The organism is Providencia sp. PROV255 (genome assembly GCF_028478065.1).
GTDB classification, from domain to species: domain Bacteria; phylum Pseudomonadota; class Gammaproteobacteria; order Enterobacterales; family Enterobacteriaceae; genus Providencia; species Providencia rettgeri.
The window spans coordinates 1-25,149 of record NZ_JAMPMI010000021.1 but is presented as its reverse complement, the minus strand read 5'-3'; the positions used below and the strand labels follow the sequence as shown (position 1 = coordinate 25,149).

Annotated in this window: 20 protein-coding genes; 14 read left to right on the top strand and 6 right to left on the bottom strand. The window is 42.2% G+C overall.

What is annotated here, in order from left to right; all coding sequences use genetic code 11:
- Positions 1–175 precede the first annotated feature (175 nt).
- Positions 176–2,458: an inverse autotransporter beta domain-containing protein gene (locus tag PR725_RS18250; RefSeq protein ID WP_272569935.1), complete on the bottom strand. Its 2,283-nt coding sequence runs from the start codon at positions 2,456–2,458 to the stop codon at positions 176–178.
- 235 nt (positions 2,459–2,693) lie between these two features.
- Here PR725_RS18250 and rnz point away from each other — a divergent pair, with 235 nt between their 5' ends.
- A complete protein-coding gene (rnz, locus tag PR725_RS18245; RefSeq protein WP_123382769.1) occupies positions 2,694–3,608 on the top strand; it encodes a ribonuclease Z in 915 nt (304 codons plus the stop codon).
- A 42-nt stretch (positions 3,609–3,650) separates the two neighbouring features.
- Here the strand turns inward: rnz and deoR are convergent, their stop codons facing one another.
- A complete protein-coding gene (gene deoR / locus PR725_RS18240) occupies positions 3,651–4,430 on the bottom strand; it encodes a DNA-binding transcriptional repressor DeoR (protein WP_004915016.1) in 780 nt (259 codons plus the stop codon).
- A gap of 55 nt (positions 4,431–4,485) precedes the next feature.
- Positions 4,486–5,154 carry a deoxyribose-phosphate aldolase gene (deoC, locus tag PR725_RS18235; RefSeq protein WP_109912599.1) on the bottom strand — a complete coding sequence of 223 codons (669 nt, stop codon included), beginning with the start codon at positions 5,152–5,154 and terminating at the stop codon, positions 4,486–4,488.
- A 168-nt stretch (positions 5,155–5,322) separates the two neighbouring features.
- Here deoC and rbsK point away from each other — a divergent pair, with 168 nt between their 5' ends.
- The 3 genes from rbsK (at position 5,323) to PR725_RS18220 (ending at position 8,749) form a co-directional block, all read left to right on the top strand.
- Complete coding sequence (gene rbsK, locus PR725_RS18230; RefSeq protein ID WP_004915011.1) at positions 5,323–6,252, top strand: ribokinase; 930 nt, start codon at positions 5,323–5,325, stop codon at positions 6,250–6,252.
- Positions 6,253–6,360: 108 nt separating this feature from the next.
- Positions 6,361–7,668 carry an L-fucose:H+ symporter permease gene (gene fucP, locus PR725_RS18225; RefSeq protein ID WP_004915008.1) on the top strand — a complete coding sequence of 436 codons (1,308 nt, stop codon included), beginning with the start codon at positions 6,361–6,363 and terminating at the stop codon, positions 7,666–7,668.
- Between the two features lie 64 nt (positions 7,669–7,732).
- Entirely contained in the window at positions 7,733–8,749 is a 1,017-nt protein-coding gene (locus PR725_RS18220; RefSeq protein WP_164528349.1) for an aldose 1-epimerase family protein, read from the top strand.
- Positions 8,750–8,784: 35 nt separating this feature from the next.
- On the opposite strand, the gene PR725_RS18215 is transcribed toward PR725_RS18220, so the two are convergent.
- The gene (locus PR725_RS18215; protein WP_117163026.1) at positions 8,785–9,192 is read right to left on the bottom strand and encodes a DUF2750 domain-containing protein; all 408 of its coding nucleotides are present in this window, start codon (positions 9,190–9,192) and stop codon (positions 8,785–8,787) included.
- A gap of 143 nt (positions 9,193–9,335) precedes the next feature.
- On the opposite strand from PR725_RS18215, the gene PR725_RS18210 reads away from it, so the two are divergent.
- From PR725_RS18210 to dusA, 7 genes are all read left to right on the top strand, one after another.
- Positions 9,336–10,355 carry a mechanosensitive ion channel family protein gene (locus PR725_RS18210; RefSeq protein ID WP_109912597.1) on the top strand — a complete coding sequence of 340 codons (1,020 nt, stop codon included), beginning with the start codon at positions 9,336–9,338 and terminating at the stop codon, positions 10,353–10,355.
- A gap of 272 nt (positions 10,356–10,627) precedes the next feature.
- Complete coding sequence (locus tag PR725_RS18205; protein WP_109912596.1) at positions 10,628–12,787, top strand: ornithine decarboxylase; 2,160 nt, start codon at positions 10,628–10,630, stop codon at positions 12,785–12,787.
- Between the two features lie 98 nt (positions 12,788–12,885).
- Positions 12,886–13,821 (top strand): uridine-preferring nucleoside hydrolase UriH, encoded by a 936-nt coding sequence (gene uriH, locus PR725_RS18200; RefSeq protein ID WP_272569934.1) that lies wholly within the window; start codon positions 12,886–12,888, stop codon positions 13,819–13,821.
- A 3-nt stretch (positions 13,822–13,824) separates the two neighbouring features.
- Positions 13,825–14,298, top strand: a complete 474-nt coding sequence (locus tag PR725_RS18195) for a DUF6882 domain-containing protein (RefSeq protein ID WP_004914988.1) — start codon at positions 13,825–13,827, stop codon at positions 14,296–14,298.
- A gap of 362 nt (positions 14,299–14,660) precedes the next feature.
- On the top strand, positions 14,661–14,870 hold the full coding sequence (locus PR725_RS18190; protein ID WP_117163027.1) for a YdgH/BhsA/McbA-like domain containing protein: 210 nt from the start codon (positions 14,661–14,663) through the stop codon (positions 14,868–14,870).
- A 137-nt stretch (positions 14,871–15,007) separates the two neighbouring features.
- Positions 15,008–15,634, top strand: coding sequence for an isochorismate family cysteine hydrolase YcaC (gene ycaC, locus PR725_RS18185; protein ID WP_004914979.1), 627 nt, complete (start codon positions 15,008–15,010; stop codon positions 15,632–15,634).
- A gap of 212 nt (positions 15,635–15,846) precedes the next feature.
- Complete coding sequence (dusA, locus tag PR725_RS18180) at positions 15,847–16,848, top strand: tRNA dihydrouridine(20/20a) synthase DusA (RefSeq protein ID WP_117163028.1); 1,002 nt, start codon at positions 15,847–15,849, stop codon at positions 16,846–16,848.
- Between the two features lie 55 nt (positions 16,849–16,903).
- Here the strand turns inward: dusA and PR725_RS18175 are convergent, their stop codons facing one another.
- Positions 16,904–17,887, bottom strand: coding sequence for a quinone oxidoreductase (locus PR725_RS18175; RefSeq protein ID WP_267751384.1), 984 nt, complete (start codon positions 17,885–17,887; stop codon positions 16,904–16,906).
- 211 nt (positions 17,888–18,098) lie between these two features.
- On the opposite strand from PR725_RS18175, the gene dnaB reads away from it, so the two are divergent.
- The 3 genes from dnaB (at position 18,099) to PR725_RS18160 (ending at position 22,147) form a co-directional block, all read left to right on the top strand.
- Complete coding sequence (dnaB, locus tag PR725_RS18170) at positions 18,099–19,511, top strand: replicative DNA helicase (RefSeq protein WP_272569933.1); 1,413 nt, start codon at positions 18,099–18,101, stop codon at positions 19,509–19,511.
- Between the two features lie 252 nt (positions 19,512–19,763).
- Entirely contained in the window at positions 19,764–20,846 is a 1,083-nt protein-coding gene (gene alr, locus PR725_RS18165) for an alanine racemase (protein ID WP_004914965.1), read from the top strand.
- A gap of 104 nt (positions 20,847–20,950) precedes the next feature.
- Positions 20,951–22,147: an amino acid aminotransferase gene (locus PR725_RS18160; protein ID WP_115166560.1), complete on the top strand. Its 1,197-nt coding sequence runs from the start codon at positions 20,951–20,953 to the stop codon at positions 22,145–22,147.
- Between the two features lie 79 nt (positions 22,148–22,226).
- On the opposite strand, the gene uvrA is transcribed toward PR725_RS18160, so the two are convergent.
- A complete protein-coding gene (gene uvrA / locus PR725_RS18155; protein ID WP_109912590.1) occupies positions 22,227–25,061 on the bottom strand; it encodes an excinuclease ABC subunit UvrA in 2,835 nt (944 codons plus the stop codon).
- Positions 25,062–25,149: the final 88 nt, after the last annotated feature.

The window sequence follows — 25,149 nt, the reverse complement described above, 5'->3', positions numbered from 1 at the left end:
AATATTAACGTTACAATTGTCAGGGCTGATAGCAAGATGTGCTTGTGAATTTATTGGACTTAAAAGGAAGCGAAATTTTTACTGTGGACATTTTTGGAATGGTAGGTTTATTGCTTGATGAATCCTATTTTTTTAGACTCCCTCCGAGCCGGAGGGAGTACGCTAAAGGACGTGTTTAAGGCGTGACTAAAATAGTTATTGTCTGGCTTGGATACCCATTGATTGAAGCTATAATGTCAAGGTTACCAGTGGCCGGTAATGTTAAGTAGGTAGAATAATCTCCATCACTGTCTTCATACCAGCCAAGGATATTAGTGTTATAGCGACCAAGGTCGATATTTTTAGGGTTTATCCCCTCAAGTGTGTTACCAAAGGCATCGCTGAGTGTGACTGTGATAAGTACGTCATCGCCTATTTTCACGTTATTCGTGGTACTTGTTGTGATTTCGACTTTATCAATAACGCCAAGTTGGCCATGAGGGCCGCTGCCATCAGAGTTAATCGCATTAATTGTCAGTGGTGGATTCACCGTGAACGTATGCTGAGGTGACGTTTTTCCATGTAAAGAAGCGCTAATGGTGTAATCCCCGGACATTTGGCCTGCAAGTAACCCGCTATACTCACCTAAATTAACCGAACTCTCTTCAATCTCGACAGGAACTTGTTTATTGCCAATATTGACCATGATGATCCCATCAGCGCCAGAAACTGGATTGTTATTTTCATCGATTAGCTTGAGTACAATAGCTGTCTCTTTACCTGCATAGGTCGATTGAGTATTTAAGATCTCAATTTTTTTCAAGCTTCCACTAATAAAATAGACAGCAACGGTTTCACTGTGGCCATTTACGGTAGCGGTAATCTCACTGATACCACTTGTCATACTGGTGAGTGGCATCTCAATAATTCCTTTTTGATTTGTCACCCCTTGAGCGCTAATTTTTCCACGAGTCGCACTAAAATTGACTGTTTCTCCTGATATGGGGTTACCCTTTGAGTCAGTGATATAGGCTGAAACCATATTGGCTGTTTTACCATCAGCCAATGCTGCTGTTTGAACGACTCTCAAACTTTGTATTTTTGCTTGGCTAGTCGTTGCAGTATTCGTGCTGGTCACATCAATCAGTGTTTCACTTGTCGGTGATGCATTACCGTGAATATCATAGGCAATACCACTTAAGCGATAACGATTCAATTTCTCACGTTCTGAAGGTGTTGATGCCGTTTTATAAGTGGGTAATTTTACGGTAGCATTTTGACCCGATGAGCTAATAACACCACCGGCAGCGAGTAATTCAGGTGCATTCCAGACAATTTTTTTCAGTGGGTGTGGGGTTATCATCGATTGTACGAGCGGTAGCTCTTGTCCAGCTTTACCTTGAATTTTTGCCACGAGCTTCAATTGAATTTCAGTTTTCTTTTGATAATCAAGAACAATATTGTTATTGCGATTGACGAAATCAAGGCGGTTACCCGAAACACGTCGTGATTCACCGACTTTAGCAGGGTCAATTTGCTCAATAAAATTCTTATCAAATACCCAGTTAAATTGCACTTTGGCACTGGTATCTTGTAATCCGCTACTTATTTTGTGATCGGCGCTAAAGGTGACAAGAGTGAAAGGGGTCCAATTCATACCGATAGTCGCGGCAGCAGGGTCTTCTTGAAGTTTATTTTTCCCCATTAAAGCTACATTATGGCCGACATACTGTTCAAACTTAAGGCTACCTCCCAGTTGCGGGTAATCCGGTAGCCATCCTTGTGCTTGTACATCCCACCCACGAGCAGGACGCGCATCATAAGCGCGAGTTAGCTCAGATGAGCTGCGCCATGACGAAACGGGAAAATAGGTATTCGCGCTGAGTTTTAAGTAATCTTGCCAGTATTCAGCCCCAACGCCTAACCGGGAATGATAATGTGAAAGGTCATGATCAAAGAATGCATTGACACCCACGGTGCTCTGCTCGTTGAAATGACGCAAACCAATCCCATTATTGCTTTGCAACCGGCCATCTGTATTGTGAATACTGTGCTGGGTAAATAACAACATATTAGCTTGTTGATACCAAGGGATGAGCCAATCAAAATGACTGTTTTTAAGCGATAGTTGCTTATCAAAATTCAGGCTGACTTTCACATTACCCGCTTTTGAGAGCCAATGAGTAATTTCCTCTATTGCGGCGTTAGCTGCTTGATTACTGAGATAACTTTGTGCCATTTGTGAGATTTCATGGCTATTTTTTTGTTCTACAAGCCATGTTGCGGCTGTTTTACTGTATTGCGCTAAGTTACGTTCACCATCGTTACTTTCTAGTTTTGGGATAGGACTCCCTAAAAGCGGGAGTTCATCCGGTGTTAGCATTTTTGCATCGCTGGGCAATGTTGACATAATAGCTAATGAGCCGGTCGCCACCAATAAGGCCAAAGGTGCCGGAAATTTCTTTTTAGAGCAAAGCATTAAATATATTCCTAGATTAGATATTCACTTTTAGTATTGTGGAATATGCGGTGTAAAAAACACTTGGGAATTAATTGGACTAATACAGAAAAGGGATTTGTATATTGGAAGAAATTAGGAATAGCCGATTTTTATTTATAATTGGAACATATTGAATAATAGACGAATAAAATAAAGAAATTTTCAATTGGAAAAAATCTTACCATAATAAAAACAAAAGATTAGATGAGGTATTATGGAATTAACATTTCTAGGAACTAGTGCTGGCGTGCCGACAAAAGAGCGTAATGTCACCAGTATGATATTAAATTTAGTCGGTATCCGTAAAAGCTACTTGTTATTTGATTGTGGTGAAGGGACACAGCATCGCATTTTAAATAGCCCATTTAAAACACCAAAAATTGAAAAAATTTTTATTACTCATTTGCATGGAGACCATATTTTTGGTTTACCCGGGTTGTTATGCAGCCGCTCAATGGGGGGAGCAACAGACCCATTGATTGTTTATGGGCCGAAAGGGTTAAAACAATATATTGAAACGGTACTCACCGTGAGCGTGTCTTATATGACATATCCACTGGAGATAGTGGAAATCGAAGCTGGCCAATTATTTGACGATGGAGAACTGATTGTGACGGCCTATGCCCTTGACCATCGTGTTGAGTGTTATGGTTATCGTATTGAAGAACATCCGAAACGTGGCGCATTAGATGCAGTGAAATTAGCTAATGACAATATTCCTCGTGGCCCTTGGATGCAAGCGCTTAAAGCGGGGGAAACGATAGTTCTTGATGATGGACGAACAGTGAATGGAGCTGATTACCTCGGTGAACCGATCCCCGGAAAGATTATTGCGATTTTTGGCGATACGCAACCGACAGAGCGAGCGCTGGAACTTGCGAGAAATGCCGATGTGATGATCCATGAAACGACCCTAGAAGCGGAGTTTGCACAAAAAGCCAATGAAAGAGGGCACTCGACTACGGTACAGGCGGCTGAGCTAGCTCGTGCGGCAGGGGTTAAACGGTTTATTGCCACTCACTTGAGTGGTCGTTATACGAGTGAGGATATCCCAAAGTTACTCGCGGAATGCCAAGCTGTGTTCCCCGCGAGCGAAATCGCAGAAGACTATTTGACAGTGAAGATCTAATGTAAGCGGGCAAGATATTGTCCGCTTAATCTATTGATGATTTTAATAAATTACTTTCACAAAGCCATTACGACAATATGTCTCATATTCATCAGAAAGTTGCCTATTTGTGACTATCACATCAAATTGTGATAATTCCCCCATATTGGCGGTCGCGACTTCATCAAACAGGTTATAAGGGGCGAGTAAAATCTTACGGATAGATTTTTCCATCGCTTTTTTCTTCATGGGTAAATCATCGAGATTATAGCAAGTTACGCCAAAATTCCCATGCACACCAGCTGCTGAAATAAAGGCTTTTTTCGGGTTGATTGAATCAAGTAATGAGGGGAGTGATGGGTTGTAAAAAGAATCACTTTTAGGGCGATATTCCCCGCCACATAATAGCGCAGTGGCATTTTTTTTCTGGCTAAGGGCGAGGAAAACGTTATGTGAGTAACAAATACCGGTGAAATTAATTTCTTCTGGGATGAGTGAAATCAAGGTGGCCATTTCAATGCCATTATCAAAGAAGATCACATCATCTTCGGTCACCATGCTAGCGGCAAGGTTCGGGATATATAATTCTTCCGTTTGATCGGGGGTGAAAATGTCGGCTTGTGCTTCTTGGGTCAGTAAATTAGCAGGTTGGGTAACAGAAACTATGTAGCCACCAAGCAGTGACATCGGAATTGGGCCTTCTGTATCTGCGCTCAGGTCTCGACGAATAGTCATCTCTGAAACTTCGAGTATTCTAGCAGCTTCTTTAAGATGAATGCGTCCTGAGCGTTTTAAACATTCACTTAAACGGCGAAGGCGTTCTTTTTGTTTAGTTTCTATCACCCTACAATCCTTTTTCAATACACAAAATTGGCGCGGTTAGACCGCGCCCCATCACTTAATAGTCACTTGGTTTGGTGTTATTGCCTGTGACAATGGCAACGCTTGCACTTGCACCGACACGGTTTGCACCCGCTTCAATCATTTTAATTGCGGTTTCACGGTCACGCACACCACCGGAGGCTTTTACACCGACTTCATCGCCAACCACTTTACGCATCAGTGCCACGTGGTGTTCTGTTGCGCCCATTGTACTGAAACCTGTTGAAGTTTTCACAAAACCGACTTTAATTGTGCGGCAAATTTCACAAACTTGAGTAATTTCTTCATCAGTTAACAGGCAATTTTCTAAAATAACTTTTAATGTTGCTTTACCACAGGCAGCAAATACCGCTTCAATGTCTTTGCGAACAAAGTCTAAGTCGCCACTTTTGAGCATGCCAATGTTGATAACCATATCCACTTCATCAGCACCACGACGCACGGCTTCTGCTGCTTCAAACGCTTTCGCTTCCGTTAAGCAAGCGCCTAATGGAAAGCCTACCACACAGCAAACTTTAACGTCGCTGTTTTTTAAAAGCTCGCTGGCTAAAGGAACATAACCTGTGTTTACGCACACCGATGCAAAATGGTGTTCTGCCGCTTCGGCACATAATGTTTTAATATCACTAACAGTGGCATTAGCAGCAAGTAAAGTGTGATCAATATATTTTGCTAAGTCTTGCATTTTCAACTTTCCTATATAAATGTGGGATAGACAACAAAGAATGAGGAAATGTGGTAGATATAACACTTGATCATTCGTTATTCGAGATCTTAATCACAAATGATATTTTTGCAACATGATAATGTTACTATCATATCATTATGTGATTTATTTAACACGAGGGACATTATGGATATAGCAGTTATTGGTTCAAACATGGTTGATTTGATCACTTACATCGATCAAATGCCAAAAGAAGGCGAAACTTTAGAAGCGCCAGCTTTCAAAATTGGTTGCGGTGGTAAAGGTGCGAACCAAGCGGTTGCTGCTGCTAAGTTGAATTCAAAAGTGATCATGTTAACCAAAGTGGGGGATGACATTTTTGCGGATAATACGATCCGTAACTTGGAGTCTTACGGTATTAACACTCGTTATGTGGAAAAAGTGCCTTGTACCTCAAGTGGCGTCGCACCTATTTTTGTTAATCAAAATTCATCAAACAGTATTTTGATCGTCAAAGGGGCGAATAAATTTTTATCACCTGAAGATATCGATCGTGCAGCGGAAGATCTGAAAAAATGTAAGTTGATCGTTCTGCAATTAGAAGTCCAGCTTGAAACGGTTTATCACGCGATTTCATTTGGCAATAAACATGGGATCCCAGTGTTACTGAACCCAGCCCCTGCACAACGTACGCTCGATCTCGATTTTGCCTGCCGATGTGATTTCTTTGTCCCTAATGAAACGGAACTTGAAATTTTAACCAATATGCCAGTCGACACGATGGATAACATTCGTCGTGCTGCGCAGTCTTTATTGGATAAAGGGTTAAAAAACGTCATCGTAACATTAGGGGAAAAAGGGGCGTTATGGATGACTCGCGACAGCGAGTTACATATACCCGCAATTAAAGTGAATGCGATTGACACCAGTGGTGCAGGGGATGCCTTTATCGGCTGCTTCTCGCATTACTATGTCCATACGGGGAATATTGAAGAAGCACTGAAAAAAGCCGTTCTGTTTTCGGCTTTCAGTGTGACAGGGAAAGGAACTCAATCTTCTTATCCAAGTGTTGAACAATTTAATGAATTTGTGCAAATCAACACCGCTAATGAATAGCTAAATAATAATAGTCCAACGTAGCTATATACCCTTTGAATAATTAAGTGGTCATCAGAGCCACATAGCCACTCATCGGGTATAAATTATAAAAATATAAGGGTTACTATGAACATTAAGAACATCACTCAGTTACCGGATGGCTACCTGAGTAAGACACCTCTATTCCAATTTATCCTACTATCGTGCCTGTTCCCATTATGGGGATGTGCCGCAGCATTAAATGATATTTTAATCACACAGTTTAAAAGTGTCTTTGAACTCAGTAACTTCGCCTCGGCTTTAGTACAAAGCGCATTCTATGGTGGTTATTTCTTAATCGCCATTCCGGCGTCGTTAGTGATCAAAAAAACCAGTTATAAATATGCCATTATGGTGGGGCTGATCCTGTATATCGCGGGTTGCAGTATGTTCTTCCCTGCATCTCATATGGCGACCTATACCATGTTCTTGGCGGCTATTTTCGCCATTGCGATAGGTTTAAGCTTTCTCGAAACCGCCGCGAATACCTATAGTTCAATGATAGGTCCTAAACAATACGCCACATTGCGTTTAAATATTAGCCAAACCTTCTACCCAATTGGTGCCGCAGGCGGGATCTTACTGGGCAAGTATCTGGTATTTTCCGAAGGGGATAGCTTACAAAACCAAATGGCGGGAATGAATGCGGAGCAAATCCATGAATTCCGTTTAGCCATGTTGGAAAATACCCTAGAACCTTATCGTTATATGATTATGGTATTGGTTGTGGTAATGATCTTATTCCTTATTACTAAGTTTCCTAAATGTAAAGTGGCAGAAACGCAAGATCATAAGCGTCCTACTGCATTAGAAACCTTAAAATATTTAGCGAAAAATAGTCGCTTTAGAAAAGGAATTATTGCCCAGTTTTTATATGTCGGAATGCAAGTGGCAGTATGGTCATTTACTATTCGTCTCGCATTAGAAATGGGGGATATTAACGAACGTGATGCCTCGAATTTCATGGTGTATAGCTTCGCTTGTTTCTTTATTGGTAAGTTTGTTGCCAATATTTTAATGACCCGCTTTAATGCAGAAAAAGTCTTAATTATCTACTCGGTGATTGGTGCGCTGTTCCTAATTTATGTTGCATTTATTCCGAGTTTTACAGCGGTCTATGCAGCGGTGATGGTCAGTATTCTGTTTGGACCTTGCTGGGCAACTATTTATGCAGGCACTTTGGATACCGTTGATAATGAACATACTGAAATGGCCGGGGCGGTTATTGTGATGGCGATTGTCGGTGCTGCAGTTGTCCCTGCGGTTCAAGGCTATGTCGCAGACATGTTGCACTCATTACAACTTTCATTCCTTGTTTCCATGCTGTGCTTCGTGTATGTCGGTATTTACTTTGTGGGTGAACGCCGCTTTAAAGCGAAACAAGCCACGAAATAGTTCCTCAAATTGGGTAGTGTAAGCTGCCCAATTCCATTTATCTCATTAAACCGTGAGTATGAAAATGAATACATTGATACCTCTTCACAAAAGCTTATTTACGGAAAACCCGACGCTTATTTTAAAAAATGACCAATTTACTGCCACGGCATTTCGTTACCAAACAGGCGTGGAAGGGTTACGAATTGAAAATCAGCAAGGGTATTTAACGATTTTACCTTTTTTAGGGCAAATGATTTGGGATGCGGAATTTTGTGGCCAAAATCTGAAAATGGAAAATATGTTTTCAGCGCCAAAATCAGTTCCAACAGTAGTTGAAACCTACGGTTGCTTTGCATTCCATTCAGGTTTAATCAGCAATGGTTGCCCTTCTCCAGAAGATTCTCACCCATTACATGGGGAAATGCCTTGTGCATCAATGGATAGCGCTTGGCTGGAACTGACAGGCGAAAGTTTGAAAGTTGTCGGCGAATATGAGTATGTGATGGGTTTTGGTCACCATTATCGTGCGACACCGTCAGTGCAATTAAATGCGGGCAGTGCATTATTTGATATTCATATGTCAGTCACCAATTTAGCATCGGTTCCTATGCCTCTCCAATATATGTGCCATATGAATTATGCTTACGTGGAGAATGCAACGCTAACACAAAATATTCCTGAAAAAGCGATTAAATTGCGTGAATCAATACCAGGGCATGTACAGCCAACTGAAAAATGGCTGGCATTTAATGAAGCGTTGAAATCTGGCAAAGTCTCATTAAATCAGCTTAATCAGCCACAAATGTGTGACCCTGAAATTGTGTTTTTTATGGATGATCTTAGCCAATATACCGCAACGCCTGAGTTTAGGATGATTTCACCCGCAGGAGATACGTTTGTAACGCGTTTTAAATCTAACCAGCTAAATTATGCAACTCGTTGGATTTTGTACAATGGTGACCAAAAAGTTGGCGCATTTGTACTCCCTGCAACTTGTCGTCCAGAAGGCTTTTTAGCCGCGAAAAATAACCAAACACTGATTTGGTTAGAGGCGGGGCAAACTCGTGAATTTACTGTGACTACTGGTGTTGAAAAGTAGTTTTTTGCCTCAGAAAGGCAGCACATTGCTGCCTTTTACTCGTATTGTTGGCATTCTTCTGCTAAATCGGCGAGAAGCACCGCCGCATCATAAACTAATGTTTTTTTTCCATCAGGTTGCATCATCAAAGCAACCTTAATATTTGCTTCATGCATATCAGGCAAAATTTCTGTCATCAGGTGTTCAAGGGTAAATAGCATTGGCGTAAAATTCGCCCATTCACCCGTTAAACACAATTCAACATACGCTTTGGCAGGCCATAGGGGCAGAAAAAGACATTTTTCATCATTCCATGCGGTAACGAGGTTTTCCCCATCACCGAGGCTCCACACTTGCTCCCAGTCAGCAATTTTACCGACAAAGTAGCTATACTGTTGGTATGGCCTAAGCGCATGGACATTATTTATTTCTTTCTCATTTGGGGAAAATAGGTTGTTATTCATTATTGGATAATCTAAAAAGTAACTGATAATTATTGGGAAAATTATCTTTATAATTGTTATCTTAATAACAAGATAATGAGAAATAGTACACAGTAAAACAAATAAAAATAAGATCTATCAGGTAAATTTTAGGGCGGTTAGAAATGATAGAAGCATTACTTGAAAAATATGCGATTGGCATGACTTTAATTGCGGTTTTTCTCGCAATCTATTTAGCTTTTGAGATTGTACATAAACGACGTAAACATAAACATAAGCGCAAAAGTATTTTGATCCATGTGGTTCAAACTCTTGTGCTGTGTGGCGTGGTGATTGTTATTGCCCAATATGTAGACATGGCAGCAACGGATTTTGATTTAACCTTTATTTCAACTTCTCTGGTTAATTTTATTACCATCTCATTGATTGCATTGATTTTAATGCGAAAACTGTTCCAGCTAGCGAACCGACTAGAAAAAACACAGATTAAAAAAGGCAGTGATCCCACTTCGGCACGTATTGTCGCCCGCGTATTTAAAACCACGATATTTGTCATTATGGTGCTACTGTTTGGTGAACATTTTGGGATGAGCCTTTCTGGTTTGATGGCATTTGGTGGGATTGGCGGTATTGCTATTGGTATGGCCGGTAAAGATATCTTGAGTAACTTTTTCTCTGGGTTAATGCTCTATTTTGATCGGCCCTTCAACATTGGTGATTGGGTCAGTTCACCGGATCGAAATATCGAAGGGACGGTAGTTGAAATCGGCTGGCGGATCACCAAAATTATTACGTTTGACCACCGTCCACTCTATATTCCCAACTCGGTTTTTTCTTCTATTAGTGTGGAAAACCCAGGGCGCATGACTAACCGGCGCATCAAAACTGAAATTGGTTTACGTTACGAAGATTCAGACAAAATTGGGGCGATTGTCGACGATATCCGCACAATGTTGCAACAAGATGCGAATATCGATACCAGTCAAACCTTATTAGTTTATTTCGATGCTTTTGCCGACTCTTCGTTAAACATTATGGTGTATTGTTTTACCAAAACAACAGTTTGGGCTGAATGGTTAGCGGCGCAGCAAGCGGTGTATTTGAAGATCATTGAGATAGTTAAACGCCACGATGCGGACTTTGCATTCCCATCACAGACTTTGTATGTGGAAAAAAACAACTAACGTCCCATTACGGATAAATTGACCGATTAATTGGTGGTGATCATCGGGTTAATTGGTTAATTTATCTTTTTATTATCTTTATGATGGCCTGAAGTATGGGGGCGTGGGTTGTGATGAGATAGAATTTTTATGCTATTAACCAGTGGCTTATAAAATATATTCGACTTTCTAAATCTGGTTATTTTTTCCGACCATGCTAATCATTTCAATTCCCTGATCTATCAAGTATATTGTCCGCCTCTTTTCCTCAGCTAACTAAGAGCCAGACTGCTATGAACAAAATCAATGTGGCATGTAGCCAGGGGGTCGCAATCTATTTCACTAATCAATTTCAGTGGATAGATATTCGCGATGCACAGTTAAACAATATTGCCGCTGTCGTGTTATCTGAACAAGATGCCAACCAAGGGCTGTGGGAAAGAGTCGTTGAGAGCCAGTTGAGTATTCCGCTGTTTATCATCAGTGATAAACAGCTGCCAACCGATGAAAATTTACCGCCTTATTTGACGGCGCTATTAGCACCCGCCCCCGCTGCTCGTGAAGAAAATAGTCGTCAATTACTCGATGCTGCGAATCAATATCTTGAGCAGTTATTACCGCCATTTTTTGCTCGAATGATGGATTATGCTGCGGGTCATAATGTCACTTTTGCTTGCCCAGGGCACCAAGGCGGCCAATTTTTCCGTCGTCACCCGACAGGGGAGCAATTTTATCAATTTTATGGTGAAAACCTGTTCCGTACCGATTTATGTAATGCTGATGTCGCAATGGGCGACTTATTGATTCACGAAGGCGCAGCGAAAGAGGCGCAAAAATTCGCCGCGAAAGTGTTTAATGCGGACAAAACTTATTTTGTACTAAATGGCACTTCATCATCCAATAAAGTAGTGTTAAACGCGTTGTTAACACCGGGTGATTTAGTTTTGTTCGATCGTAATAATCATAAATCAAACCACCATGGGGCGCTGATACAGGCGGGGGCAACACCGGTCTACCTCGAAACCGCGCGTAATCCTTTTGGTTTTATTGGTGGTATTGATGCGCACTGTTTTGGCGAAAGTTATTTACGTGAACTTATCCAAGAAGTGATGCCAGAAAAAGCGCAAGCCAAACGGCCATTTCGCTTAGCGGTGATCCAACTTGGAACTTATGACGGTACGGTGTATAACGCAAGGCAAGTCGTTGATAAAATAGGTCATTTATGTGATTACATTTTATTTGATTCAGCATGGGTGGGGTATGAGCAATTTATTCCCATGATGCGCCAGTGCTCGCCATTGCTACTTGAATTAAATGAGAACGACCCCGGGATCATGGTCACTCAGTCAGTTCATAAACAACTGGCTGGTTTTTCTCAAGCGTCACAAATCCATAAAAAAGATAATCATATCAAGGGGCAAAAGCGTTTTGTTTCACACAAAAAACTCAATAATGCTTTTATGATGCATGCCTCTACCAGCCCATTTTATCCTCTATTTGCTTCTTTGGATGTCAATGCACGTATTCACCAAGGTGATGCAGGCAAAATGATGTGGATGGACTGTGTGAAAGTGGGGATTGAGGTAAGAAAATCGATATTTCAACACTGCCGCTATTTTAAGCCTTTTGTCCCTGAAATTGTCGATGGCAAGTTATGGCACGAATACCCAACAGAGCAGATCGCCGCTGAGCAACGTTTCTTTAACTTCATACCGCAAGAACGCTGGCATGCATTTGAGGGTTATGAGCAGGATCAGTACTTTGTTGACCCTTGTAAACTGATGTTAACGACACCGGGGATTGATGTTGAAAGTGGAGAATATGAATCTTTCGGTGTTCCTGCAACGATTCTGGCTCACTTTTTACGTGAACATGGTGTGATCCCTGAAAAATGTGACTTAAATTCAATTCTGTTTTTATTAACCCCAGCAGAAACACATGAAAAACTGGAACTGCTAGTATCTCATTTAGTCCGCTTCGAACAGTTATTGGATGAAGATGCGTTATTAGAGGATGTATTGCCTTCTGTTTATCTGCGTTATCAAGATCATTATCAAGGTTATACATTACGCCGTTTATGCCAAGAAATGCACCAGCTCAGCGTTAATGACAATATTAAACAGCTGCAAAAAGAGATGTTCCGTAAAGCTCACTTCCCTGAAGTGAAAATGGCACCTCAGCAGGCACATTTAGAATTTATTCGTGGTAACTGTGAATTATTGCCATTGGATGAATTAGAAGGCCGTATTGCTGTTGAAGGGGCATTACCGTACCCTCCAGGCGTATTGTGCGTTGTGCCTGGGGAAGTATGGTCAGGGCCAGTACTGCGCTATTTCAAGGCACTAGAAACTGGTATTAATGCATTACCGGGTTTTGCGCCGGAGTTACAAGGTGTTTATATTTCAAAAAATGAAGGTGAGAAAAAACGAGTCTATGCGCATGTTTTAAAATAAATTTCTGAATATTCAGATATTAAGCATAGATTTTACCTTGCTAGCTCGTTAAATTGGGGTCAGTGCCATTTCTGACTCCAATTTTAATAAGGTAAGGTATGAGCAAAAAAATAATCCTCGATTGTGATCCCGGCCATGATGACGCTATCGCGTTATTACTGGCTTACGGTAACCCTGACATTGAATTATTGGCGGTAACAACCGTTGCCGGCAATCAAACCCTCGAAAAAGTGACTCATAATGCACTGGCTATCGCTGAAATGGCGAAAATTACGGGTATTCCCTTTGCTGCTGGCTCGGTACGTCCTTTAGTTCGGGAAATTGAAGTTGCGCCTGACATTCATGGGGATTCAGGGCTTGATGGGCCTGTACTACCGACACCAACATTACAGCTTGATGAGCGACATGCCGTTTCACTGATTATCAAAACCATTATGTCTCACCCGCCTAAAACAGTAACTTTAGTGCCTACTGGCGCATTAACCAATATTGCGCTTGCTGCTCGTCTTGAACCGCGCATTGTCGAGCGAGTTAAAGAAGTGGTGCTGATGGGTGGGGGCTATCATGTTGGGAATTGGAGTGCGGTAGCTGAATTTAATATCAAAATTGACCCAGAAGCGGCTCATATTGTTTTCAATGAGAAATGGCCGTTAACCATGGTGGGCTTAGACCTTACCCATCAAGCGTTAGCAACTCCTGATGTAGTGAATGAAATTGCTGCGATTGGCAGTGATTGTTCGCAGTTTGTCGTCGAACTACTGGATTTCTTTGGGAAAATGTACAAGCAGGCCCAAGGCTTCGATGCGCCGCCAGTACATGACCCTTGTGCGGTTGCTTATGTTATTGACCCTAGCGTAATGACCACACAAAAAGTCCCAGTGAATATTGAACTGACCGGAACGCACACGTTAGGCATGACAGTGGCTGATTTCCGCCATCCGGCTCCTGAAAATTGCCATACTCAAGTTGCCGTTAAATTAGACCATCATAAATTCTGGCAGTTAATTATCAAGGCATTAAAAAATATTGGGTAATCAATGGATAATGAAATAGAACAAATGCCTTATGAGGCATTAATTGAACGTAGCATGAATGCGTTACAGGCCAAAAACCAATTTCATTGTGATACATGGAAATTAGATGAAGCAGATTGGTCAGTAAACCAAGACGAAGGAACCATTATATTTCATGCACCTGATAATCTTATGGCAACAGCGCCGGTGCAAATTGTTGGTACATATGACCAAAGCCAAGGTAGTTGGATGTGGAGTTGGGCAAACAGTTCTATCGACAACGCTTTAACGCAAGATGCAATCGCGGTGAAAGCTTATGGCGAGCGGAAAGACAACACATTATTAACCGCCCGTATTAGCCAAATTGAAGAATATGACGCATGGCAATTAACGGCATTAGCCTGCGAACTCAATAGCCAACAAGGGGTATACCGTGGAATTGCAGGGCATACTTTAATCTTTATGACATTTGGCGAGGTTTCTCTTCAACAAATTTAGGTTGTATCGGTGCCTTATCTCTGGTCGATAAGGCATTTTAGCACCGTTATTCCATTAGCCTGTCCGTTATGCTCAGTTTCTTTTTCTATATAGAACTTGCTATCAGCTGCAACTCCAGAATTGGCTGAGCAAATGATTGAATTAATAAATAGCTAACTAAGCATCGATGGTTGGATCGATGTATTTAGCCACTTAGCCATCAATGAATCTCTTTCTTATTTCTCTTCTTTTTATCTTATTCAATTTAACTGAATAAGATGAGCGATATTATTAGCTTTAACCTAAATGTCATTACCCGTAAGATACCTTCATCGCAGACAACAAGGGTTGTCTCATCGAATACTAAGTGAAGGAATTAGACTATGAACATGTTAAAAACTTTGATGGCAGCTTCTGTATTATCTTTCGTTGCATTTGGTGCATCAGCAGTAACAATCACTGCAACAGGTGATACGCTGGCTTCAACAGAAGCAAAAATTGCAGCTAAAGCTAAAGCAGCCGGTGCAGACAGCTATACAATTACCAGCGCTCGTATGGGGAATTTTGTCACAATGAGCGCAGAAACTAAATAACGAATTGTATGAATTCATCTTGTTGAAATATTTTTGATAAAAAGTGGTGTTTTAGGCGCGATAAGCAGATTAAATACCACTTTTGTTTTATCTGAACCCACATAGAGTACTTTTCTAATCATTGAGGAGTCGTTGATATGAGTTTCAAATATAACCGCCTAGATAAAGATAATGCAGCTGTATTACTTGTTGACCATCAAACGGGTTTGTTATCGCTAGTTCGTGACCAAGATCCGGACAAATTCAAAAATAGCGTGTTAGCGCTAGCCGATCTGGCAAAGTATTTTAACTTACCAACTATTTTGACGACATCTTTTGAAGATGGTCCTAATGGCCCATTAGTTCCTGAATTAAAAGAAACCTTTCCAGATGCGCCTTACATTGCCCGTCCAGGTCAAATCAACGCGTGGGATAACGAAGAGTTCGTCAAAGCGGTTAAAGCCACAGGTAAAAAACAGCTAATCATTGCCGGTGTTGTGACAGAAGTGTGTGTGGCATTTCCTGCACTATCTGCACTGGAAGAAGGCTATGAAGTTTTTGTTATTACTGATGCCTCAGGTACATTTAACCCAATAACACGTGATGCCGCATGGGATAGAATGTCAAAAGCAGGGGCTCAACTGATGAGCTGGTTTGGTGCTGCTTGTGAATTACACCGTGATTGGCGTAATGATGTGGAAGGTTTAGGAACGTTGTTCTCAAACCATATCCCTGATTACCGTAACTTAATGACTAGCTATGCACTGCTTTCTGCGAAAAAATAGTGCGTGACTGAGTATTAAAATGACATAATTGGTTTATAAATCCCCGATATGACATTGCTCATATCGGGGGTTATTTCGTTAAATTAACCAAGTCCAGCCACTCGTTTTCGTCATCATCGCACTTAGTTCGCTCTATGTTATAATAGCCTATTGTTTTTGCTTGGCTCCTTGCTTTTGGAGCTATCCATTTGATTTTAATACACAAGACCACCATGCATCAAAATACCTCAAAACAAGGCTATACCAACCTAAACCGATTTTCCGTTGCCCCTATGCTCGATTGGACAGATCGCCATTGCCGTTATTTCCATCGCCTATTAAGCAAAAATACCCTGTTGTATACCGAAATGGTCACAACGGGAGCGATTATTTACGGAAAAGGGGATTACCTTGCTTTTAGTGAAGAAGAGCATCCAATCGCATTACAACTTGGTGGCAGCGATCCTGCGGCATTAGCGCAATGTGCGAAGCTGGCTCAAGAGCGTGGTTATGATGAAATTAACTTAAATGTGGGATGCCCATCAGATCGCGTACAAAATGGGCGTTTTGGCGCTTGTTTAATGGGCGATGCCCAATTGGTAGCCGATTGCGTGAAAGCCATGCAAGACGTGGTTTCTATCCCGGTAACCGTAAAAACGCGTATTGGAATTGATGAGCAAGACAGTTACGCGTTTCTATGTGATTTTATTGAAACCGTTTCTGATAAAGGCGGCTGTGAAATGTTTATTATCCATGCACGTAAAGCATGGTTGTCCGGCCTTAGCCCAAAAGAAAATCGCGAAATCCCACCACTTGATTACCCGCGAGTTTATCAATTAAAACGTGATTTTCCTCATTTGACCATGGCGATTAATGGTGGAGTCAAAACGCTGGAAGAAGCAAAAGAGCATCTTCAACACCTAGATGGCGTCATGGTGGGGCGCGAAGCCTATCAAAACCCGTCTATTTTAACGGCGGTTGATAACCAATTGTTTGGTGAGCACTTTCCTGTCACTAATGGTGTTGACGCTGTTAGAGCGATGTACCCTTACATCGAAAAAGAGTTATCGAAAGGCGCTTATTTAGGCCATATGACCCGCCATATGTTAGGGATTTTCCAAGGTATCCCCGGCGCACGTCAGTGGCGTCGTCATTTAAGTGAAAATGCGCATAAAAAAGGGGCTGACTTAGTCGTTGTTGAGCAAGCTCTCGAGTTTGTGACGCGTGGCGAATAGCTATCATGTGGGGAAAAAAGCGCCATTTGGCGCTTTTTGCATATTGAGTCGCTTATTATGGAACCAATAAACTCGAACCTTGGGTTTTTCTTGATTCGATAGTGAGGTGAGCTTTTTGTGCATCTTTTAAAGCAAAAATTTGTGATTGCGGCACATCTACATTCACTTTTCCGCTTAAAATCATATCAAATAAGGCATTACTAGCTTGGTCTAGCTCAGCACGGTTAGTCACATAGACACCCAGTGATGGGCGCGTCACGTATAACCCGCCTTTTTGGTTTAAAATCCCTAAATTTACACCGGTGACAGGGCCTGATGCATTACCAAAACTCACCATTAATCCGCGACGTTTGAGTGAGTCTAAAGAAGCAAGCCATGTAGATTGACCCACAGAGTCATAAACAACATTCACTTTTTCGCCATGAGTGATTTCTTTAACGCGAGCTGCGATATCTTCGGTCTGGTAGTTGATGACTTCCCATGCTCCTGCCTCTTTTGCTCTTAATGCTTTATCTGCAGAACCCACAGTACCTATCATCTTAGCGCCCAGGGCGTTTGCCCATTGGCAAGCAATTAAGCCAACGCCACCGGCTGCCGCATGGAATAGAAATACTTCATCGCGTTTTAATTGATAGGTTTGATGGAATAAGTAATAAACCGTCATGCCTTTTAATGAGCTGGCAGCTGCTTGTTCAAAGGTGATGCCATCAGGGAGATGGGCAACCGCACTCTCAGGCACGTTATGGACTTCGCTATAAGCGCCCAGAGGACCTTGCGCATAAACGACACGGTCACCCGGTTTGAAACCTGTAACATGAGCACCTGTTTTCACAACAACACCCGCAGCTTCTGTACCTAGACCACAAGGGAGTTGAGCAACAGGATATAAACCGCTGCGAACGTAGGTATCGATAAAGTTAATCCCGATAGCCCGGTTTTCAATTTGAATTTCGTTATCTGCTGGATTTGCTGGGGAATAATCTACTAAGTTAAGTACGTCAGCGCCGCCATGTTGCGCGAACTCAATACGTTTTGCCATGACAATCTCCAATAAGGACTATTCATTTTAATTACAATAACAATCGTTTTATCATAACGCCATGTTTCAATCAGAAGAATTACAGGTTTGTGCTTTCAGTGATGTATTTATCCTGTGATTACTTTGCGTAAAGACGCAAAGAAAACCACAAAAAAATAAGATTGGCGTATACTAAGCGCAGATCGTTAATTATAGACTTGGATATTAATGTATGGCTAAAAAACCCTCATCAAATTTCAAAACGGATGCCCCACGAGACCACCAAATGGAAGGGTTAAAACTTCCACCACATTCTCTCGAAGCGGAGCAGTCTGTTTTAGGGGGGTTAATGTTAGATAACGAGCGCTGGGATACCGTTTCTGAACGTGTGACTCAAGCTGATTTCTTTAGCCGACCCCATCGCACCATTTTCTCACAAATGCAATTTTTGCTTGAGCAAGGCAAACCCATTGACCTTATAACGTTATCGGAATCACTAGAACAACAGGGTGAATTGGATAGCGTGGGTGGCTTTGCTTATTTGGCTGAGCTATCTAAAAATACGCCAAGTGCAGCGAATATTAATGCTTATGCTGACATCGTCCGCGAACGTGCGATTGTTCGCGATATGATATCTGTCGCCAATGAAATTGCGGATGCAGGTTATGACCCACAAGGGCGTAGCAGTGAAGATCTCCTCGATTTAGCCGAAACCAAAGTGTTCCAAATAGCCGAGTCAAGAGCGAATAAAGATGAAGGGCCAAAGGGTATCGAAGCCATTTTGTCGGAAACTGTTGAAAAAATTGAGCAACTTTACCAACAACCGCACGACGGCGTTACTGGGGTTTCAACAGGTTATCAAGATCTCGATAAAAAAACAGCAGGTTTACAAGGCTCTGATTTAATTATTGTTGCTGCACGTCCGTCAATGGGGAAAACCACCTTTGCGATGAACTTGTGCGAAAATGCGGCGATGACAGAAGAAAAACCGGTACTTATCTTCAGCTTAGAGATGCCCGGCAACCAAATTATGATGCGTATGTTGGCGTCACTATCTCGTGTCGACCAAACTCGCATTCGTACTGGGCAACTTGATGATGAGGATTGGGCGCGAATTTCAAGTACGATGGGCATTTTGATGGAAAAACGCAACATGTACATCGATGATTCGTCAGGTTTGACTCCCACAGAGGTACGTTCACGTGCGCGTCGTATTTATCGTGAACATGGTGGGTTAAGTTTGATCATGATTGACTACCTTCAATTGATGCGAGTTCCTGCTCTTTCTGATAACCGAACGTTAGAAATTGCTGAAATTTCACGCTCACTCAAAGCGTTAGCAAAAGAGCTTAATGTTCCCGTAGTGGCGTTGTCACAGTTAAACCGTAGTCTTGAGCAGCGTGCAGATAAACGCCCTGTTAACTCGGATTTGCGTGAATCAGGGTCTATCGAGCAGGATGCAGACTTAATCATGTTTATCTATCGTGATGAAGTTTATCACGATAACAGCGAACTCAAAGGCGTTGCGGAAATCATTCTCGGTAAGCAACGTAACGGGCCGATTGGTACAGTACGGTTGACGTTTAATGGGCAGTGGTCGCGGTTTGATAATTACGCGGGGCCTGCGTATAACGACGAAGACTAAATACTCGTCATATTTTACACGGTCGCGGTGTTGGCTGCACTCAGCTACGCGAGTCACATACTTATGTATGCTCCCCGCGATATCTTCGCTTGCCGCCTAGCGATATTGCAAACTATTTAGAGTATTAAAGCTAAACGACCAAGATCGAATGGAAATTGGTTTTTTTTAGCGTATAACAAATAGAGAACATATTGAGCTGCCAATGTGCAGCTTAATTTTTAGCGGCTTTATAGAAAAAAGAACGAGGAAACAATGAAAGCGGCAACCGCATTGATAAACCGCCGCGCTCTGCGACACAACTTGCAACGGGTGAAAGAAATTGCACCAAATAGCCGAATGATTGCAGTTGTTAAAGCAAACGCTTATGGTCATGGATTAGTAGGGGTTGGTCAGGCAGTAGAAGAGCTGGTGGATGGCTTTGGTGTGGCAAGACTCAATGAGGCGCTACTTTTACGACAGCACGGCGTGATAAAACCGATTGTTTTACTGGAAGGTTTTTTTGAGCAGTCTGACTTGCTGTTGATGGCAGAGCACCAGATTGACACCGTGATCCATTGTATTGAACAGCTTGAAATGTTAGAAGCCACCAAATTACCTTATCCTCTTAAAGTTTGGATGAAACTGGATACAGGCATGCACCGCCTTGGTGTACTGCCGAAAGATGCCGAAGACTTTTATCAACGTTTACAACGCTGCCAACAAGTTCAGCTTCCTATTAATATTGTTAGCCATTTTTGCCAAGCAGATGCCCCTCATTTACCGACAACTGAAAAACAAATTACTTGTTTTAAACAGTTTATTGCTGGTAAAGAGGGGGAAAAATCCATTGCCGCCTCCGCCGGAATTTTGCTGTGGCCAGAAGCTCACTATGACTGGGTTCGCCCAGGGATCATGATGTATGGTGCATCCCCACAAGAAGGGAAAAGCGCAAAAGATTTCGGTTTATTTCCTGTGATGACATTAAAATCAACATTAATTGCGGTTAGGGAGCATTCGGCAGGGCAATGTGTGGGTTACGGTGAAACATGGTGCAGTGATAAAGATACGCTGCTTGGTGTTGTTGCCATCGGCTATGGAGATGGTTATCCACGTAACGTTCCTTCAGGCACACCGGTGTTAATTAATGGGCGAAAAGTGCCTATTGTTGGGCGAATTTCCATGGATATGACCGTGGTGGATTTGGGACTAAATGCGGAAGATAAAGTGGGTGACGATGTTATTTTATGGGGAAATCAACTGCCAGTTGAAGAAATTGCCGCACAAACAGGCATTATAAACTATGAGTTACTGACGAAGTTAACCTCTAGAGTTGCAATGGAATATGTAGACGAATAGTCAGCAAAGGGTTATTTTCAGATAACAACGTAAAAAAATGGCGCTAAATATGGCAAATCATCGCTTGGTTTATTTAGCGTAAAACAATGATTAGGAGATGTCCTGTGTTCGAACATGTTGATGCTTATCCGGGCGACCCAATTCTGTCGTTAATGGATGAATTTAATAAAGACACTCGTGAAAATAAAATTAATTTGAGTATCGGTCTTTACTATGATGGTGAAGGAAAAACCCCTGAACTGGCAACAGTCGGTACGGCAAAAGCGGCGTTAAATAAACTGCCAGCAAGCGCATCACTGTATTTGCCTATGGAAGGTTTGAAAGATTACCGTACTGAATTACAAAAATTAGTCTTTGGTGAGGATTGCCCGCTAATTGCACAGGAACGTATCGCTACTGTCCAAACTATTGGTGGTTCTGGTGCGTTAAAAATTGGTGCCGATTTTTTACATCAATATTATCCCGATTCCGAAGTGTGGTGCAGTGACCCAACTTGGGAAAACCATGCCTCTATTTTTTCAGGCGCGGGGACAAAAGTGCATTACTACCCGTATTTTGATGAAAAAACCAAAGGCGTTAAATTTGATGAAATGCTAGCAACATTCAAAAAATTACCAGCAAATAGCATCATCCTAATGCACCCGTGTTGCCATAACCCAACAGGCTCCGACCTTACTCCTGCACAATGGGATGAAGTCACTAAGGTGGCATTAGAACACAAACTGATCCCATTCTTAGACATTGCTTATCAAGGTTTTGCCGAAGGCATTAATGAAGATGCTTATGCTATCCGAGCGATGGTTAAAGCCGGTTTACCCGTGTTTGTCAGTAATTCATTTTCTAAAATTTTTGGTATCTACGGTGAACGTGCGGGTGGCCTGTCGGTGATCTGTGAAAACCAAGATGAACGTGACCGTGTGTTAGGTCAGCTAAAAGCGGGTGTTCGCCGTTTATATTCTAGCCCACCATCTAATGGTGCAAAAATTGTTGCTGCGGTATTAACCAATAGCGCTGAAAAAGCTAAATGGTTAGCGGAAGTGGAAGAGATGCGTTTACGTATTTTAGACATGCGTACGGTACTGGTTAATGAGCTGAAAAAGGCACTACCAAACCAAAATTTCGACCACTTATTAAAGCAACGCGGTATGTTCAGCTACACGGGTTTTTCTAAAGAGCAAGTGGCTCGCCTGAAAGACGAGTTTGCGGTTTACTTGGTTGGAACTGGCCGCGTTTGTATGGCAGGTGTTAATCGTCATAATGTTAAACGTATTGTGGAAGCATTTGCCGCCGTTAGCCAATAATTTTTAGCTATCGTAATAATTATCAGGGAGCAAAATGCTCCCTGATGGTCTTTCTACTTATTTTTAATGGCCTTTCGACTTAATAGCCGCGTTCTAAAATCGTTTTCAAGAACCTTGCAGTGTGCGATTTTTCACACTCAGCCACTTCTTCTGGTGTACCAGCAATTAAAATTTCACCGCCACCACTACCACCTTCTGGGCCTAAATCGACAATCCAGTCCGCTGTCTTAATGACATCAAGGTTGTGTTCAATCACCACAATGGTATTTCCTTGGTCACGAAGTTGATGTAAAACGACTAAAAGTTGTTGGATATCAGCGAAATGCAGGCCTGTTGTTGGCTCATCCAAAATATAGATAGTTTGCCCTGTTCCGCGTTTAGACAGCTCTTTGGCTAATTTCACACGCTGTGCTTCACCACCTGAGAGTGTTGTCGCTGATTGGCCGAGACGTATGTAGGATAAACCAACGTCCATCAAAGTTTGTAGCTTGCGGGCAAGTGCAGGTACGGCATCAAAGAATTCACGAGACTCTTCGATAGTCATATCCAAAACTTCATGGATATTTTTACCTTTATATTTAATCTCTAATGTTTCTCGGTTATAGCGTTTACCTTTACATTGGTCACAAGGGACATACACATCAGGTAAGAAGTGCATTTCAACCTTGATGACCCCATCACCTTGGCAAGCCTCACAACGGCCACCTTTTACGTTAAAGCTAAAACGTCCTGGGTTATAACCTCGAGTCCGAGATTCAGGTACACCAGCAAATAGCTCACGCACAGGTGTAAATACACCAGTATAGGTGGCAGGGTTCGAGCGTGGTGTCCGGCCTATTGGGCTCTGGTCAATATCAATCACTTTGTCAAAGTGCTCTAAGCCCTCTACATCCAAATAAGGGGCTGGAGTGATGGTGGTTGCGCCATTTAATTGACGTTGAGCAATAGGGAATAGGGTATCGTTTATCAGTGTTGATTTACCCGAGCCAGATACACCAGTAATACAGGTAAATAACCCGACTGGGATTTTTAATGTCACATTTTTCAGGTTGTTGCCTTTTGCCCCGAACACAGTCAGCATTTTATCTTTATTAATTGGAACGCGTTTTTGCGGGATGTCAATTCTGCGCTCACCACTTAAAAATTTACCTGTGAGTGAATCTGGGTTTGCGACAATATCTTCCAATGTTCCTTGGGCAACAATTTGCCCGCCATGCACCCCAGCACCAGGGCCGATATCAATCACATGGTCTGCGGCGCGGATCGCGTCTTCGTCATGTTCAACCACGATCACGGTATTTCCTAGATCGCGTAGGTGGATCAAGGTTTCAAGTAAGCGGTCATTATCACGTTGGTGTAAGCCAATTGAAGGTTCATCAAGGACATACATCACACCCACTAAACCTGCACCAATTTGGCTTGCTAAACGAATGCGTTGTGCTTCACCACCGGACAAGGTGTCGGCAGAACGTGAAAGAGTCAGATAATTAAGCCCAACATTGACGAGAAACTTCAGGCGATCGCCAATTTCTTTTAAGACTTTTTCTGCGATTTGAGCACGCTGACCAGTGAGTTTTAGGTTTTGAAAAAATTCCATTGCGTGGCCAATGCTGTAATCTGCGATTTCCGGCAACGTTGTATTTTCAACAAAGACAAAGCGCGCTTCTTTACGTAAGCGCGTTCCATGGCAAGAGACACATGGACGGTTACTGATATATTTCGCTAACTCTTCACGGACAGCTGTTGATTCCGTTTCTTTATAGCGGCGCTCCATATTATTGAGTACGCCTTCAAAAGGGTGTCGGCGTACAGTGATATCGCCACGGTCATTACGGTATTTAAACTCAATCGTTTCTTTGCCTGAACCATATAAAATAATTTTTTGGATAGCTGGGCTCAGGGTGTCGTAAGGCGCTTCCACATCAAATTTATAATGCTCAGCTAATGACATTAGCATTTGGAAATAGTAAAAGTTACGGCGATCCCAACCGCGAATTGCGCCACCGGCAAGTGAGATTTCGGTATTTTGGATGACTCTTTCGGGATCAAAAAACTGCTGAACACCTAAGCCATCACAGCTTGGGCAGGCCCCAGCAGGGTTGTTAAAAGAAAATAGGCGAGGTTCAAGTTCTACCATACTGTAGCCGCAAACGGAGCAGGCAAAATTCGCAGAAAAAACCAGTTCTTCTGCGTTTGCGTCATCCATATCAGCGACAATTGCAGTACCACCAGATAGTTCTAGCGCGGTTTCAAAAGATTCGGCTAAACGCTGAGCAATATCATCACGAATTTTGAAACGGTCAACAATGACTTCAATCGTATGTTTTTTCTGTAATTCGAGCTTTGGTGGATCGGAGAGATCGCAAACTTCCCCATCAATTCGGGCGCGGATATAGCCTTGGCTGGCCAAGTTATCGAGTAGCTTAACATGCTCCCCTTTACGTTCTTTAACGACAGGAGCAAGTAGCATCATTCGGCGATCGGTGGGTTGAGCCAAAACATTATCGACCATCTGGCTAACAGTTTGAGCTGCAAGCGGTATGTCGTGATCAGGGCAGCGAGGTTCACCAACACGGGCAAATAATAATCGCAGATAGTCATGAATTTCTGTGATGGTTCCGACCGTCGAACGAGGGTTATGTGAAGTGGATTTTTGTTCAATCGAAATAGCAGGGGATAACCCTTCAATATGATCGACATCCGGTTTTTCCATTAAAGAAAGAAACTGGCGGGCATAAGCAGATAAAGATTCAACATAACGGCGCTGACCCTCTGCATACAGGGTATCAAAAGCTAAAGATGATTTCCCTGAACCAGATAACCCAGTAATAACAATGAGTTTGTCGCGAGGGATGACGAGATTGATGTTTTTCAGATTATGCGTACGTGCGCCGCGGACTTCGATATTATCCATTTACCACTTCCCGGATGATTTGATATTGAACAATCGCAAGAGACTATTATCACATATTTATGGCTGAATGGATATACAGTATTTCCTA

What these genes read in the sequence shown, in the direction of transcription:
- PR725_RS18250 (WP_272569935.1), bottom strand. Translation starts at nt 2,458, where the DNA reads ATGCTTTGCTCTAAAAAGAAATTTCCGGCACCTTTGGCCTTATTGGTG.
- rnz (WP_123382769.1), top strand. Translation starts at nt 2,694, where the DNA reads ATGGAATTAACATTTCTAGGAACTAGTGCTGGCGTGCCGACAAAAGAG.
- deoC (WP_109912599.1), bottom strand. Translation starts at nt 5,154, where the DNA reads ATGCAAGACTTAGCAAAATATATTGATCACACTTTACTTGCTGCTAAT.
- rbsK (WP_004915011.1), top strand. Translation starts at nt 5,323, where the DNA reads ATGGATATAGCAGTTATTGGTTCAAACATGGTTGATTTGATCACTTAC.
- fucP (WP_004915008.1), top strand. Translation starts at nt 6,361, where the DNA reads ATGAACATTAAGAACATCACTCAGTTACCGGATGGCTACCTGAGTAAG.
- PR725_RS18220 (WP_164528349.1), top strand. Translation starts at nt 7,733, where the DNA reads ATGAATACATTGATACCTCTTCACAAAAGCTTATTTACGGAAAACCCG.
- PR725_RS18215 (WP_117163026.1), bottom strand. Translation starts at nt 9,192, where the DNA reads ATGAATAACAACCTATTTTCCCCAAATGAGAAAGAAATAAATAATGTC.
- PR725_RS18210 (WP_109912597.1), top strand. Translation starts at nt 9,336, where the DNA reads ATGATAGAAGCATTACTTGAAAAATATGCGATTGGCATGACTTTAATT.
- PR725_RS18205 (WP_109912596.1), top strand. Translation starts at nt 10,628, where the DNA reads ATGAACAAAATCAATGTGGCATGTAGCCAGGGGGTCGCAATCTATTTC.
- uriH (WP_272569934.1), top strand. Translation starts at nt 12,886, where the DNA reads ATGAGCAAAAAAATAATCCTCGATTGTGATCCCGGCCATGATGACGCT.
- PR725_RS18195 (WP_004914988.1), top strand. Translation starts at nt 13,825, where the DNA reads ATGGATAATGAAATAGAACAAATGCCTTATGAGGCATTAATTGAACGT.
- PR725_RS18190 (WP_117163027.1), top strand. Translation starts at nt 14,661, where the DNA reads ATGAACATGTTAAAAACTTTGATGGCAGCTTCTGTATTATCTTTCGTT.
- ycaC (WP_004914979.1), top strand. Translation starts at nt 15,008, where the DNA reads ATGAGTTTCAAATATAACCGCCTAGATAAAGATAATGCAGCTGTATTA.
- dusA (WP_117163028.1), top strand. Translation starts at nt 15,847, where the DNA reads ATGCATCAAAATACCTCAAAACAAGGCTATACCAACCTAAACCGATTT.
- PR725_RS18175 (WP_267751384.1), bottom strand. Translation starts at nt 17,887, where the DNA reads ATGGCAAAACGTATTGAGTTCGCGCAACATGGCGGCGCTGACGTACTT.
- dnaB (WP_272569933.1), top strand. Translation starts at nt 18,099, where the DNA reads ATGGCTAAAAAACCCTCATCAAATTTCAAAACGGATGCCCCACGAGAC.
- alr (WP_004914965.1), top strand. Translation starts at nt 19,764, where the DNA reads ATGAAAGCGGCAACCGCATTGATAAACCGCCGCGCTCTGCGACACAAC.
- uvrA (WP_109912590.1), bottom strand. Translation starts at nt 25,061, where the DNA reads ATGGATAATATCGAAGTCCGCGGCGCACGTACGCATAATCTGAAAAAC.